The organism is Campylobacter hepaticus (assembly GCF_001687475.2).
GTDB classification, from domain to species: domain Bacteria; phylum Campylobacterota; class Campylobacteria; order Campylobacterales; family Campylobacteraceae; genus Campylobacter_D; species Campylobacter_D hepaticus.
On the sequence record NZ_CP031611.1, the window covers coordinates 975628 to 988418 of the forward strand.

A 12791-nucleotide genomic window follows, 5' to 3' on the forward strand; every position below is an offset into this window, starting at 1 on the left:
TATTAACCTTTCCTATTGAAAAATAATTCAACTTCATTATATAAATTATCAATTTTCTTTTCTAAATCAGTTTTTGAACTATTATCTATAACATAATGAGCATTAGGTTTAGTATATTTTATATCAATACCCACAACATCTTTAATTTCACCTTTTAAAGCACCAGAATACAAACCTTTTTGATCCCTTGAAATAAGCTCCTCCATAGGACAATCAACAAAAACTTCAAAATAATTTTTAATAGTATTTCTATTTAATAAATAAATTTCTTCAAATAAAGATATAGTTGCACAAATAACAATCATATTGTTTTTAGCTAAAAAGGAGCATAAAGACGAAATTTTTTTAGCAGACATTAATCTTGCTTCTCTAGAATATCCATATTCTTGTAAGATTTCTCTAATCACGTCTCCATCTAATAAAATCGTATAAGGATATTTTGCTTTAATTTTATTATATAAACCTTGACTTATGGTAGTTTTTCCAGCACCAGCTAATCCAGATATCCATATTACTTTACCATTATCCATAAATCTTTATACTCCTTGAAAAATTAAATTATATTTTTTTAGCACTCCAAGTTCTTGTAGTATATTTGATGCTAAATTCTTTTGGAAGTCTTTCTTTAATTTTATTCATAATATTATTTAAAAGTTCTTCACCTTCTTTTGTTGCTACGTCCCAATATTTATTTTTTACACTTTTCCATGCATTAATATAATTTTCTATACTTTGATGAAAATAAAAATCTTCTTCAGTGTATACAATATTATCAAAAAGATCTTTACGATTTTCTATAACAGGTCTTTGATCTTCTCTTCTTGTTCCTCTAGTATAATTTGGCACAAATTCCAAAATAGTATCTTCAGCTATTTTTTGTATAGGATCATTCAAATCTCTATGATTCCACATGCAAGTAAAATAACCTTCTTTTTTTAATAAACGATAAGCTTCTTGTAAAGATTCATTTCTATCAATTACATCAAAACTACTGCCAAAAGTTACCCAATCAAAAGTACCACTTTCTAAAGTTGAATTATTTGCAACAGCACGAACCCAAGTAATATTTTCTCCTTTGGTTCTATCTACACCAATTTCACGCATAGCGTCGTTTGGTTCTACAGATATGACTTCACATCCTCTTTCTAAAAGCATAATACTTAAATTCCCAGTCCCTGCACCAATATCAGCCACTCTAATATCTTTTTTACCTATTAACTTAATTAACATATCTATAGTTTTTGGAGCATAATTTGGTCTATAGCTATAAAATTTAGCATGTTTAGTATAATCCCATTTATTTTCTACTAATTTTTCCATAATTTATCAATTCCTTATATTCATCAAATATTAACACAAATGACGAATACAAAGAATTACAAATTATGCCTTTTTAGCCGTCCAAGCTCTTATTTTATAAGGCATTTCAATTGTTTGGATATTAGAAATTTTAGCACTTATCATTTCTAAAATTTCTTTCCATCTTTTTTCGCCAGCTTGTGCTTGTATATCATTTACAGAGTGCCAAGCTCCAAGATAACGCTCTTTATCCCAAAATTCTTTATAATCACACTCCATAAAAAAGCAATCTTTAAAATCTCCTGTTGAAACAAGGATTTCTTCCCATTTTTTTGCATTTTGCAAACCGCTACTTACACGAGCAAGCTCTGGTACAATATGCTTAATTTCCTTTTCAATTTCATCAAAAAGTGAACCTTCTACAATGTAGCGAGGATTCCAAATGGCAGTGAAATACCCCCCCCCTGTTAATATACGATTAAATTCAGGAAGTGATTTTTTAGAATCTGTCCAATGAAATGAACTTGCCATAATTACCCAATCAGCAACATTGCTTTCGATTCCAGTTTCTTCACCACTACCTTTTTTCCATGTTAAATTAGAACAATTTTGGGTAAATTTTATGCCTTCTTCTCTCATATTATCATTAGGTTCTACAGCTGTAATATTGAGTTTAAATTCTTCCGCAAGAATCTTTGTAAATTTGCCAGTACCAGCACCCACTTCAACAACTTTTAAATCTTTAGTAGGCTTATTAGAATCATTGATACATCTAACAAGCTTTTCAATTAGCATAGGATTATAAGCAGGTCTATTATGATAATGTTTTGCCAAATTTGTAAAATCTCCAAGATTCATTTTTCTTATCCTTTATTTAGTTTTAATTTGTCTATTATAGTATTTTGTTTCTTAATTTTTAGTTTTATTTAAAAATTTATTCGAAATAATTATCCATCTAACTCCTCACACATTTTTTCAAATTCTTGATAGTATTTCCAAGAAGCAACTATATCGGGACGATGTTGTTTAATATGAGTTATTTCATAATTCATCATTTCTTGCAATTTTTTTCTTCTATAAACATCCTGCTTATAAATATCTAAATACTGCTGCTCTTTGATTCTTATTTGTTGTTTTTCTTGAATTAATTTATCATTTAACGCTGCATCAAAATAATAAAAATATGACTGTAATTTTTCTATTACAAAATTATCCATTAACTCTAAATCAGATTTTTTAATTAAAATTTTAAACATCTTAGAACAAATAATTTTTAATGTAATATCATCATATAAATTGCTATCAAATATAAAATCAAATTCTACAATCAACAATTCCACATTTGATGAAGTAATTTGCGAAATATCTAAAGTTAATGGAAATATAATTTTCAAATCGCCTATAATATTATTATTATAATTATAATTAGGATGATAAATTATATTTAAAAAATTACATATTTTTTCCATAGTAATTTTTGTATTATCTCCTACAATATCTTTCATGTCAATATAACATACGCTTAAAACATTATCAAAATTTTGCAACATAGAATATTCCATTATGCAAGTTCTAAATCCCATATCTTGATGTAGTATATTCCAAGAAAGAAAATTTTTTAAATTTAAACTAATTGGATGATTTTCTCCACTTGAAAAATAATAAAAACGATCAAAAACTTCATCCAAATTACTTTCTAAATTAAATTTCATCACTGCATCAGATTTTCTGCTTCTATGGTTAATATAACAAGTAAATATTTCAAAATAATCTCTTATTTGAAAAATAAATTTACATTTTTTTTGAATTAACTTGCAAAATTTTTCAAAATCATGAAAATAATAATCTTTTAAACGTATAGCCTTAATATAATCAGTATCACTTAATAATAAATTTAAAGCATATTGATATCTTTGCAATCCTGTTTCATAATTTAAATAATTGTCTGGAATAACAACATTATTATACAAAAAAAATGTCTTTAAAGCTTCAGTTCCTGTTCCATGTCCACCTAACCACACAAACTCATAATTATCCGGCAAAGGTAAATTCATTTCCCATGCAAGCTCAGCTGGTATAGTGTGATAATTAATTTTTTCATTTTTATCATTAAGTTTTTTAGGATCAAGTAAAGAAGGATAAGGATGATTTTCTTTTTTATATTTTTCATAAAAATCATCTGATAATAACCATTCTTCTATAAGATCAAAATTTTGTATAAAATAAATAAAATTATGAAAAATATTATCAAGTATAGCTTTATAATCTTGATGAATTTTTAATATATTTTTTATTCTTTGAAATTCTTTAAGAAGTAATTGTTTATTTTTTATTAATCCTTGAAGCATACTAACATTGATTTGATGAAATTCTTTAAATATTTCTTTAAAAATTTGAAATTCTTTATTAACTCTTTTAATATCATTTTTTAACTTAAATCCACCCCCTTTATACCAAGTTTGATAAGCTTTGATTAAAACCTCGCCTAGCATATAAGATAAGTGAAATTTATATTTTAAAGCTTGTTCGTAATCATTACATGTTTCTAAAGCAGGATATTGAAGTTGAGGAAATACTTGTATAGTTTCTTGATAAATTTTTTGTTCTTTTTTATGTTGTTTTTTTATAAGATAAAGTTTTTTACATAATGTTATGTACCCCCCCCCATTAGTATTAAAATCAATCATCGCTTGACCTAATTTATAAGCAAGATGATTTTTTATTCTTTGTATAGCCGAATTGCGATTATACATTAAGATTTCCTTGAAAATTTTATTATTTAAATATTAAAAATTAAGTTATTATTATATAGTATTGTTATATAATCAATCTTAAATTTTTAAATAAAAATTATTTTGTTGATTGCCTTACTTCCTTTTTTAATTTAGGCACATCTTGAAGAAAAAACTTGATATACCCCCCCCCTGTACCAATTTTTATTAGCTTGTATAAGAGCTTGACCTAATTTATAAGTAAAACTATTTTTTAATTTTAAAGCTTCATTATAATCAGGATAAGTTTCTAAAGGAGGTAAAATTAAATTAGGGTTATCTTTTATTGAATTTTGATAACCTACTTGTTCTTTTTTATGTTTATCTTTTATATAGGATAAAACATAAAACATTCTTATATAACCCCATAGACTTTTTGAATTATCTATTATAACTTGACCCAATTTATAAGCAAGATGATTTTGAATTCTTTGTATAGCTGAATTGGTTTGAATGAAAATAACTCTAGAGTAATCCATATTTATTTTTATTCCTAAAGATTTAGCAAGTTTTTTACTTTGTAATTTTTTAATAATTAAATCTTGTTCTAAATTAGCTAATTCCAAAGTTGTTTTTTTAGTCCAATTATTTTCCAAATCTTCATTACGTAATTTTAATTTTAATATTTCATCATCTTTTTTTATTAGAACATCTTTTCTAATATAAGTCAATTCATTAGCTCTATAATCAATATATTTTTCTCTCCATATTTTAAAATCTCTGTTTAACAAATAATCAATTGGAATCCATAAAAATTTATTAATATTATTAGGACAATGATGATACATATCATTAGCATTTATATCATATTTAGTAAACCAAAAAATATTGCATTCCGTGACTATTCTAGGATCTGCTATAGCCATTCTTGAAAAAGAAGAATGACCGCACCAAATTATTTTAGTATCTAAAATTGCATTATCTTTCCAATAATTAATATATCCTAAAATTCTAATAGGAGTTTTAAACATTATATCACAACGTGTATACAAAAATGCATCATATTTAAAATTATTTTCTTTTTCATAAGCTTTTCTTAAATTAGAAACTTTATCAAGAGTAATAGGATGACCATAAACACCTTCTTCTAGTGTTTCAATCAGTATTTTTTTTGGTTTATATATGTGATTAATCAATATTATATCATCTTGTGTTAGTTTTTTTTCATTCATAGTTGGATAATAATCTAAATCTTTATGCCATAAATCGAATTTTTCTTTTAAAGTATTATTAGAATTATATTTGTCCCAAGTATGGATGAATATATCAATTTCATAATCTTGCATATTAATATTCAAAATATTTAATTTAAAATTATCATAAGTATCTTTAAAAGTTCTAACAAAACCAAAAAGATGTATAGCTAATCTCTTCATATAGTTTAACCTCTTTTTTGAATTAAATTTTCATATTCATCTGGTGTTCCACAAAATACAATTTCATCTAACGAAATTATATGATATTTGATAAGCAAACCTTTTTTTATAAGATAATTATACATAGGGGCTATATAAAACTCATTTTTGCTTAAATCATTTTTATCTCTCATTATATCAAATGTTTGTTTAAATTCTAATACACTTTTAAAATAATAAAGCCCGCTACTACAAAGACTTGAAATTCTTTCTTTTTCTGTAGTTTTAATAACACGATCATTTTCATCAGTTAATACAAAACTCCATTGGTCTCCCTCGGCTTCAAATACTTCTAGATATCCATCAATTTTGGATAAATCCAAAATAGTTGGCAAAGAAAAATTGGGTCTAAAAGTATCGATATTAAAAATTAAAATACTTTCATTATCGCTTATATTCGCCTTTTTTAGTCCAAGCATAACTGTATGAGCTTGTCCTAAAGTTTCTTTATCAAGTTTGACACTTTGATAAGATAATAAACCTAACTTTTTACACTCTTTTTGTATGAAATTTTTAGTATCTTGAATATCTCTATATATAAAAAGAAACTCAAATTCATTAAAATATCTTTTAAAACTATTAACAACATGATAAAATACACTATATCCTCTTAAATCAAGCATATATTTAGGTTTATCATAACCTGCTTTAGTAAAACGACTGCTAAGCCCTGCCATAGGAAAAATAATAATCATTGTTTTTTCTTAAAAAATTTATCATAAAGTATAAAAGTATTAGCTAAAAAGGCCATTTGTTTTTCTTTCAAATCATTATGTAAAGGCAACATAGATAAAAATAAATGTAAAGTTAAAGCTTTGATATTATCATTAATATCAAATATACTTAAAAATACTTCTTGAATATCTAAAATATTATCATCTTCTTCTATAAAAAACTCTATCTCATTATTATGAAATTTACATTCAAAAAAGCCTGCGGTAATAAAATCATAAAGTCCAAAAATAGAATGAACTAATTTAGCAAAATCATAATTTTTATCTCCATAAGATGTTATTTTTCCACTAAAATCAAGACCCCTTGGATCAAAAGTTTTAATTGCGTTAGCTCTAAAATCATACATAATATTTGAAAAACAAAAATCCCCATGTATCAAAGAAAAATCATTTATATTTTTAATATAAACATCAAGTTTATCTATTAATTCCAAGATACTTGGATAATTTTGAGAATTAATAACCATAGCCTTACTTAAACTAATGCCACTTTCTTTGCTAAATATCTCAAGTCTTTGCAAAGTTTTCTCTTTATAATTAAAATTAATATCTTTATCATTAGTTTTAAAAGAATGTAAATTATCTAAAAATTCTCTTAAAGATTTAAATATTTTTTTCCAAACATAAGTGGGTAATTTTCCAAAAACAAATAATTCTGCTAAAGTATTATTATAAAGGTATTCTATTTCATAACTGTCTTTATAGATTACAACCTTAGGAGTATAAATAAATAATTCCTTAGGTAATGTTTCAAACCAATGAATCTCTGCTTTTATTTTTTCACTCCAAGAAGATGTTTTTTTCATATAACCATTATAAATATTTATATGATTAAAAATTCTTTGAGTACCTATAGCTTGTTTAGAATGAAAATAGCTAGTTATAAGTCCAAAATCAAGCCAAGTATCATTTTGTATAACATTAAAAGCATAGGTTTTAGAATAAGACTTTATGCCTTCTATAAAAGAATAACTGTTTTCAACTATGCATTTTATTAAAAATTGAGGATAAGAAAAACTATAAGCACCTGTTAAAATTAAATCATTATCAACTATTTTTGGAAAAATATTAAAATCGCTATCTAAATATGCCCAATCATAATTCTCCTTAACTTGTGCAACATGTAAAGAATTTTCTTTAAAATTAAGATATTTAAAAAAAGTGTCTCCATGTAAAATATAAAGTCTTTCATTAAAAACACAACAAATATTTAAACAATAAACTATAGATTCACCTAAAGATAGATTATTGGGCACAAATAAAAGTTCAACACCTAATCCTTTTAATGCTTTTTTATCAAATTGGCTTAATTTAAAATCATTGGGTAAAGATAAAAAAATCTTTTGTTTTAAATCTTTTAAAAGTTCCACTTGATATTCATATAATCTTTTATTACCAAGAGGTAAAAAAGAAGGGGGAATTTTACCAAATTCTAAAGTAAAATCCGAAGATGAATATTTTGCAGAAGTTATAAGTATCACTTTCCACCATCTTTATAAGGGTTTTCTTTTTTTAAAAGTTCTTTAATTTGATCATAAGTTAAATTTATAAATTCAGATGGACGAATAGCTTTATCATCAACATAAAATCCTTCATATCCACACCAAGGTTTGCCAATAATTACTTCATCATAAGGAATATCATATTTTTTAAGCCAAGAAATTATAGTTGGTAAAGTATATTTTTGAATTTTTTCTATATCAGCATTCCAAGTACGCATATTGCGACTTGTAAAAATATTAATTTTAAAACCTTTTTGTTTATATTCTTTTAAAATACTAATTAAAATAAAATTAGGTTTTTTATTAGCATAATCTACATTATCCTCATCAATTGTCAAAGTTCCATCTAAATCAATAACTATGGTTTTCATAGTTTAAATTATATAACAATTAATCTTACAATTTATTTAGCATTTCATATTTTTTCAAATCTTCCGGAGTTCCTAGTCCATGCATTTGTTCGTCTTTTATATTATAAATACCTATTTTAGCACCATTTTTTATAGCATAATTATAAACAGGAGAAGTATAAAACTCATCATTAACTTTATCATCTCTTGTAATCATTTCTATAGCATTTTCGACAAATAATCGACCTTTACTAAAAAAATAAATTCCAACACTAGCCAAGTCACTAATAACCTCTTTTTCTTTAATTTCTATTACTAAATCATCTTTAAGTTTTACAAAAGACCATTTTGGATTTTTCTCTTTATCTATGAAAGTTAAAATAGAACCATCAAGATTACGTTGAAAACCATCATTAATAAAATCAATTATATTTATATCAATAATTTGATCTGAATTAGCTATTATTAAAGGCTCATCATTATTTATATAATTTTTAGCATAAAGAACAGTGCAAGCAGTTCCTTCGGTAAGCTTATTAATACCTATGAATTCGACATTAAAATTATTTTTAATGTCATCAATCCATTTTTTTTCTTGAATTAAATGTTCTTTTTTTGCAATTAAAATATATTTTGCGTCTTTATACTTTAAATTTTCAAGCACTCTAATTATCATTGGTTTACCTAAAACATCTATAAAAGGTTTAGGTTTATCAAAACCAGCTTGAGTAAAACGACTGCCAAGTCCTGCCATAGGAATAACTATATTCACTTGCATTCTCCTAAATATTTATCATGCTTTACTCCTGGAAATTTTAAAACAACACTTATTGTATCTTCTAAAGCTTCAAAATCTGTAGCTTCTCCTGGATAAATCATTATAATATCTCCTTTAGAATATATTTTATTATTCATTTTAACCTTACCGCTTACAATCACTGTAATTTCAGTTGCAATCTTATGATGATGTTTTTCTTCAAAATCACCCGTTTTATATTCTTTTATGCCAACTTCAACATTATTTGTTTTAAAAATACTTGGTTCAAAATTACCAATAAACCATCCACGAATCATTTCATCAAGTTTGTAATTTTTCATTATTATTCCTTAGGTACATTTAAATAAGCTCGAAGTTCAATGATTTTTTCATCTTGCCATTCTATGATGTCTACACCTTCAAGCCTCATATCATCAAGCACTAAAATAAATTCTATAAAAGTAGTATTTTTATCTTGAAAAATATTTTTAGCACTAAAACTTAACTGTTTACAAGCTTCAAAAATTTTTTTAATAGCTTGTAAACATTCCTCTTTTCCCTCTATTCTTTTTACTACAGGATCTTCTAAAGCAAAATTTTCATCAAATAAGGTCTCTAACTCATTTAAATTTTTATCATTAAAAGCATTAATGTATTTTTTAGTTAATTTCGTAAGCATTTTTTATCCTTTCATATTCATTGATTTTTGCATGAGAATAAAAAGTAAAATAACGATTTTTATCAATTGAAATATTAATTATTTTTTTATTTTGCAAGATTAACTCGTTTAATGTAAGAGCGACAAAATATTTTCCATCATAATTAACATCTTTTTTAATCATATCAAAAGCTGATTTTATAAAATATTTACCTTTGTTATAATAGTAAAATCCTGCTATTGCATTTTTACTTACAGGTTTTTTCTCAAAAGCTTCTAAAACAAAATTATTTTCATTGCATTTTACATAAGCCCATCTTGGGTGAACATTTTCAAAACTTAAAACACCTGCATCACTTAAAGATAATTTAGAAATTAATTGATTTAAATCGTATTCAAGAATCTGATCCATATTTACAATAAGCAAAGGTTCATTAAGATCAATCTCATCTATAGCCATTAAAATAGAACAAACCATACCTCTAGTCTCATTTTTAAGAATGATATTTTTACTTTGCTGATCTGTTAAAACATTAATAGCATCATCTAAATGATAGTGTTTCACGTCATCTTCTTTTAATATAAAAATAAAACGTTTATTTTTTACATTTTTATAATTTTGAATAAAATGCTCAAGCATAGTTTTTCCACAAATTTCAATAAAAGGCTTAGGAAATCCATCTTTTTCATTATCAAAAAAATAGCTTTTACCAGCTATAGGAACTACAATATTTAACATTTTGCTTCCTTTTCAAATTTTAAAATATGACTTTTTATATTTTCATAATTAACTTCATCAATTTCACGAACTATCATCACATTAGCTCCACTTAATCTAGCTGCTTTTATACCATTTTCATTATCTTCAATTATCATGCATTCTTTAGGATTAAAACCTAATTTTTCTATGGCTTTATTATACATTTCAGGATCAGGTTTTCCTTGTTTTACATCCTCATTAGAAATATAAAAATCTAAATAATCTTTAAGAGCAGATTTTTCCATCATGATTTTAATGCTATTACGTATAGAATTAGAACAAACTGCCATTTTATAATCTTCATTTTTTAATTTTGACAAAGCATATTGGTGACGAAATTTAGGCTTACATAGGCTATGAACTATCTCCATTGTATATTGTTGTTTTAATTCATTAATAAAAGTATGCAAAGACTCGGGCAAACCTCTATCTATAGAAAGCATTTTTAACTTATCTTTAGTAGGCAAACCATCAAAAGTTGTTAAATGATCATATCTAGAAATTTCCATACCAAAAAGCTTTAAAGCCTTATTTAAAGCTTCATAATGCCAATCTTTAGCTTCAATCAACACTCCATCCATATCAAAAATTATCGCTTTGATTTTAATCATAAAAAAACTCCTTTGCTTTATCTGGATAATCAGTGCAAATCATTAGCCTTTGACCTGCTTTTAGTTCTTTGTCTATTTTTTTATATTCTTGCCACTCTTTTTGATAAGATCTTTTATGAAGTTCAGGCGATACAATACAAACTAATTTACCTTTTTGAAGATGATACTTGATGGTATTTTTATCAATCCAATGAGAATAAAATTCATCCATCCAAACACCACAAGCTTTTTCATAAAAACTAGGTTTTTTTTCATACTCGCTTTGTCTAGTAAAAACATTAAAATTAAAATCAATATAAATTAAAGCATCCGGAATAGACATATCAAATACAAAATAATTAAAAATTTGATATTTTTCAAGAAGTTGTTTAAGCATGGTTTGAAGCCCATCAGCTTTAATATTTAAAGCTAAAGGTAAATTAGTATCATATGTTTTATAAAGTTTAAAAAAATCTTCTAATTTTAAACAATTTTCATGTGCCATATCATGAGATATGACTATACCCCCCCCCATTATCCCTCACATCAATTTCAGTTCCAAAATTACAAAGAAAACTTCTTTTAAAAGATATTTGAGTATTTTTTTCATGACATTTATGCCATAAACCTCGATGGGAAAGAATTTGCATTTTTAACCTTATAAAAATTAATAATTTATAGTAATATTAACATAAATTAGTATAATAAGTTACTTAAAAATTTACTAAAATAAGGAGAAAATTTATGACATGTCCATTATGCCAAAGTCAAAACAATAAAAAAGAACTTTTCATTGCAAAAAATGTTTTCATCTCATCAGGCAAATTAGATAAAAATCCAACTTCAATAAATAATTATAAACATATTAATAATATAAAAATCGGGGGGGGGGATATTGCAAAGGTAATAACACAATAACACTTCAACAATGTCTAGAATGCGGTTATATATTTAATTCAAATTTTAATCTACAAGAAATTTCTAAAGAATATCAAAATAAAGGTTATTTCTCTCGCAAAATAGTTTCTAAAACCATGAGCAATACCATAAAAATAATTAAAAATAAATGCTTAAAATATATTGATAAAAATACTGTATGTCTAGAAATTGCTCCAGGCAGTGGAGATATGGTAAATGCTCTAGTAAATGATGTCAATTTTATTTACACAATTGATCCATCTTTAATTTCTTTAGAAATAGATCATGTAAAAAATATCACACACATACAAGGATTTTTTGATATTAATATTTTAAAAAACAAATTACAACATAAAATTAATTTCATTATCTTTAGACATTTATTAGAACATATTAACACACCTTTAGATTTTCTACACAATGTAATTAAGCTGCTTGACAATAATAATTTAATATATATAGAAGTTCCAAATATTAATGAAATTTTTAAGCATAAAAGATTTTATGAAATTTTTAATGATCATTGTGGGTATTATCAAAAAAATACTTTAATTAATATTATGCAATCTTTAGGTTGTCATTTTATAGATGAAATCACTCTTTTTAGAGAACAACACATGGGATTATTTTTTCAAAAAAAATCTAATAATCAAATACATAAAAAATTAAGTTTTAAAATTTTTAATCAAAATATCTCAATCTTTTTTCAAAAAAATATAAAAAAATTAAATGATTTCTTAAAAGATTATGAAAATATCGCAATCTACGGATCTGGAGCTCATGGCAACAGCATTGTAACCTTTTTAAAAAATCCTGAAAAAATTAAAAAATGTTTTGATCTTGATACAAGAAAACAAGGGATGTATTTACAAAATTCTTCAATTCCCATTCAAGAACCAAATATAAAAAATTTTCAAAATATTGAAATTATTGTAATAGCAGCACCACTTTATGAAGAAGAAATTATATATTCTTTAAGAAATAAAGGATATATAAATCATATTATTGCTACAGAAAAAGAAATAAAACTATTATAA

The 12791-nt window shown here is 24.7% G+C and carries 17 protein-coding genes; 2 read left to right on the forward strand and 15 right to left on the reverse strand.

Annotated features, from left to right (window positions below):
• Positions 1–2 precede the first annotated feature (2 nt).
• From A2J15_RS04820 to A2J15_RS07740, 15 genes are all read right to left on the reverse strand, one after another.
• Entirely contained in the window at positions 3–530 is a 528-nt protein-coding gene (locus A2J15_RS04820) for an adenylyl-sulfate kinase (protein ID WP_066776881.1), read from the reverse strand.
• 28 nt (positions 531–558) lie between these two features.
• Positions 559–1320, reverse strand: coding sequence for a class I SAM-dependent methyltransferase (locus tag A2J15_RS04825; RefSeq protein WP_066776878.1), 762 nt, complete (start codon positions 1318–1320; stop codon positions 559–561).
• A 63-nt stretch (positions 1321–1383) separates the two neighbouring features.
• Complete coding sequence (locus tag A2J15_RS04830; RefSeq protein ID WP_066776875.1) at positions 1384–2157, reverse strand: class I SAM-dependent methyltransferase; 774 nt, start codon at positions 2155–2157, stop codon at positions 1384–1386.
• A gap of 89 nt (positions 2158–2246) precedes the next feature.
• Entirely contained in the window at positions 2247–4052 is a 1806-nt protein-coding gene (locus A2J15_RS04835; protein WP_116980497.1) for a DUF2972 domain-containing protein, read from the reverse strand.
• A 131-nt stretch (positions 4053–4183) separates the two neighbouring features.
• Positions 4184–5446 carry a hypothetical protein gene (locus tag A2J15_RS07665; RefSeq protein WP_193699176.1) on the reverse strand — a complete coding sequence of 421 codons (1263 nt, stop codon included), beginning with the start codon at positions 5444–5446 and terminating at the stop codon, positions 4184–4186.
• A 5-nt stretch (positions 5447–5451) separates the two neighbouring features.
• Positions 5452–6180, reverse strand: a complete 729-nt coding sequence (locus A2J15_RS04845; protein WP_066777578.1) for a glycosyltransferase family 2 protein — start codon at positions 6178–6180, stop codon at positions 5452–5454.
• Complete coding sequence (locus A2J15_RS04850) at positions 6177–7700, reverse strand: capsular biosynthesis protein (protein ID WP_066777576.1); 1524 nt, start codon at positions 7698–7700, stop codon at positions 6177–6179. The genes A2J15_RS04845 and A2J15_RS04850 overlap by 4 nt, the downstream gene beginning before the upstream one ends.
• A complete protein-coding gene (locus tag A2J15_RS04855) occupies positions 7697–8092 on the reverse strand; it encodes an HAD-IIIC family phosphatase (protein ID WP_066777572.1) in 396 nt (131 codons plus the stop codon). Before A2J15_RS04855 ends, A2J15_RS04850 begins: the two co-directional genes overlap by 4 nt.
• 25 nt (positions 8093–8117) lie before the next feature.
• Complete coding sequence (locus A2J15_RS04860) at positions 8118–8843, reverse strand: glycosyltransferase family 2 protein (protein WP_066777569.1); 726 nt, start codon at positions 8841–8843, stop codon at positions 8118–8120.
• Complete coding sequence (locus tag A2J15_RS04865) at positions 8840–9169, reverse strand: hypothetical protein (protein ID WP_066777566.1); 330 nt, start codon at positions 9167–9169, stop codon at positions 8840–8842. The genes A2J15_RS04860 and A2J15_RS04865 overlap by 4 nt, the downstream gene beginning before the upstream one ends.
• A gap of 2 nt (positions 9170–9171) precedes the next feature.
• A complete protein-coding gene (locus A2J15_RS04870) occupies positions 9172–9507 on the reverse strand; it encodes a nuclear transport factor 2 family protein (protein ID WP_066777563.1) in 336 nt (111 codons plus the stop codon).
• Positions 9488–10225, reverse strand: a complete 738-nt coding sequence (locus tag A2J15_RS04875; protein WP_066777560.1) for a glycosyltransferase family 2 protein — start codon at positions 10223–10225, stop codon at positions 9488–9490. The genes A2J15_RS04870 and A2J15_RS04875 overlap by 20 nt, the downstream gene beginning before the upstream one ends.
• The gene (locus tag A2J15_RS04880; RefSeq protein WP_066777557.1) at positions 10219–10857 is read right to left on the reverse strand and encodes an HAD family hydrolase; all 639 of its coding nucleotides are present in this window, start codon (positions 10855–10857) and stop codon (positions 10219–10221) included. Before A2J15_RS04880 ends, A2J15_RS04875 begins: the two co-directional genes overlap by 7 nt.
• A complete protein-coding gene (locus tag A2J15_RS04885) occupies positions 10850–11371 on the reverse strand; it encodes a PI-PLC domain-containing protein (RefSeq protein WP_227655906.1) in 522 nt (173 codons plus the stop codon). The genes A2J15_RS04880 and A2J15_RS04885 overlap by 8 nt, the downstream gene beginning before the upstream one ends.
• Complete coding sequence (locus A2J15_RS07740; RefSeq protein WP_227655905.1) at positions 11343–11486, reverse strand: hypothetical protein; 144 nt, start codon at positions 11484–11486, stop codon at positions 11343–11345. The genes A2J15_RS04885 and A2J15_RS07740 overlap by 29 nt, the downstream gene beginning before the upstream one ends.
• 94 nt (positions 11487–11580) lie before the next feature.
• On the opposite strand from A2J15_RS07740, the gene A2J15_RS07745 reads away from it, so the two are divergent.
• Both A2J15_RS07745 and A2J15_RS04890 read left to right on the forward strand, forming a co-directional pair.
• Positions 11581–11754 carry a sugar transferase gene (locus A2J15_RS07745; protein ID WP_227655904.1) on the forward strand — a complete coding sequence of 58 codons (174 nt, stop codon included), beginning with the start codon at positions 11581–11583 and terminating at the stop codon, positions 11752–11754.
• A 116-nt stretch (positions 11755–11870) separates the two neighbouring features.
• Positions 11871–12791, forward strand: a complete 921-nt coding sequence (locus A2J15_RS04890) for a class I SAM-dependent methyltransferase (protein ID WP_066777556.1) — start codon at positions 11871–11873, stop codon at positions 12789–12791.

Bases quoted from the DNA above. Each gene is read 5' to 3' on its own strand.
- A2J15_RS04820 (WP_066776881.1), bottom strand. From the start codon at position 530: ATGGATAATGGTAAAGTAATATGGATATCTGGATTAGCTGGTGCTGGA.
- A2J15_RS04825 (WP_066776878.1), bottom strand. From the start codon at position 1,320: ATGGAAAAATTAGTAGAAAATAAATGGGATTATACTAAACATGCTAAA.
- A2J15_RS04830 (WP_066776875.1), bottom strand. From the start codon at position 2,157: ATGAATCTTGGAGATTTTACAAATTTGGCAAAACATTATCATAATAGA.
- A2J15_RS04835 (WP_116980497.1), bottom strand. From the start codon at position 4,052: ATGTATAATCGCAATTCGGCTATACAAAGAATAAAAAATCATCTTGCT.
- A2J15_RS07665 (WP_193699176.1), bottom strand. From the start codon at position 5,446: ATGAAGAGATTAGCTATACATCTTTTTGGTTTTGTTAGAACTTTTAAA.
- A2J15_RS04845 (WP_066777578.1), bottom strand. From the start codon at position 6,180: ATGATTATTATTTTTCCTATGGCAGGGCTTAGCAGTCGTTTTACTAAA.
- A2J15_RS04855 (WP_066777572.1), bottom strand. From the start codon at position 8,092: ATGAAAACCATAGTTATTGATTTAGATGGAACTTTGACAATTGATGAG.
- A2J15_RS04865 (WP_066777566.1), bottom strand. From the start codon at position 9,169: ATGAAAAATTACAAACTTGATGAAATGATTCGTGGATGGTTTATTGGT.
- A2J15_RS04870 (WP_066777563.1), bottom strand. From the start codon at position 9,507: ATGCTTACGAAATTAACTAAAAAATACATTAATGCTTTTAATGATAAA.
- A2J15_RS04875 (WP_066777560.1), bottom strand. From the start codon at position 10,225: ATGTTAAATATTGTAGTTCCTATAGCTGGTAAAAGCTATTTTTTTGAT.
- A2J15_RS04880 (WP_066777557.1), bottom strand. From the start codon at position 10,857: ATGATTAAAATCAAAGCGATAATTTTTGATATGGATGGAGTGTTGATT.
- A2J15_RS04885 (WP_227655906.1), bottom strand. From the start codon at position 11,371: ATGGGGGGGGGTATAGTCATATCTCATGATATGGCACATGAAAATTGT.
- A2J15_RS07740 (WP_227655905.1), bottom strand. From the start codon at position 11,486: ATGCAAATTCTTTCCCATCGAGGTTTATGGCATAAATGTCATGAAAAA.
- A2J15_RS07745 (WP_227655904.1), top strand. From the start codon at position 11,581: ATGACATGTCCATTATGCCAAAGTCAAAACAATAAAAAAGAACTTTTC.
- A2J15_RS04890 (WP_066777556.1), top strand. From the start codon at position 11,871: ATGAGCAATACCATAAAAATAATTAAAAATAAATGCTTAAAATATATT.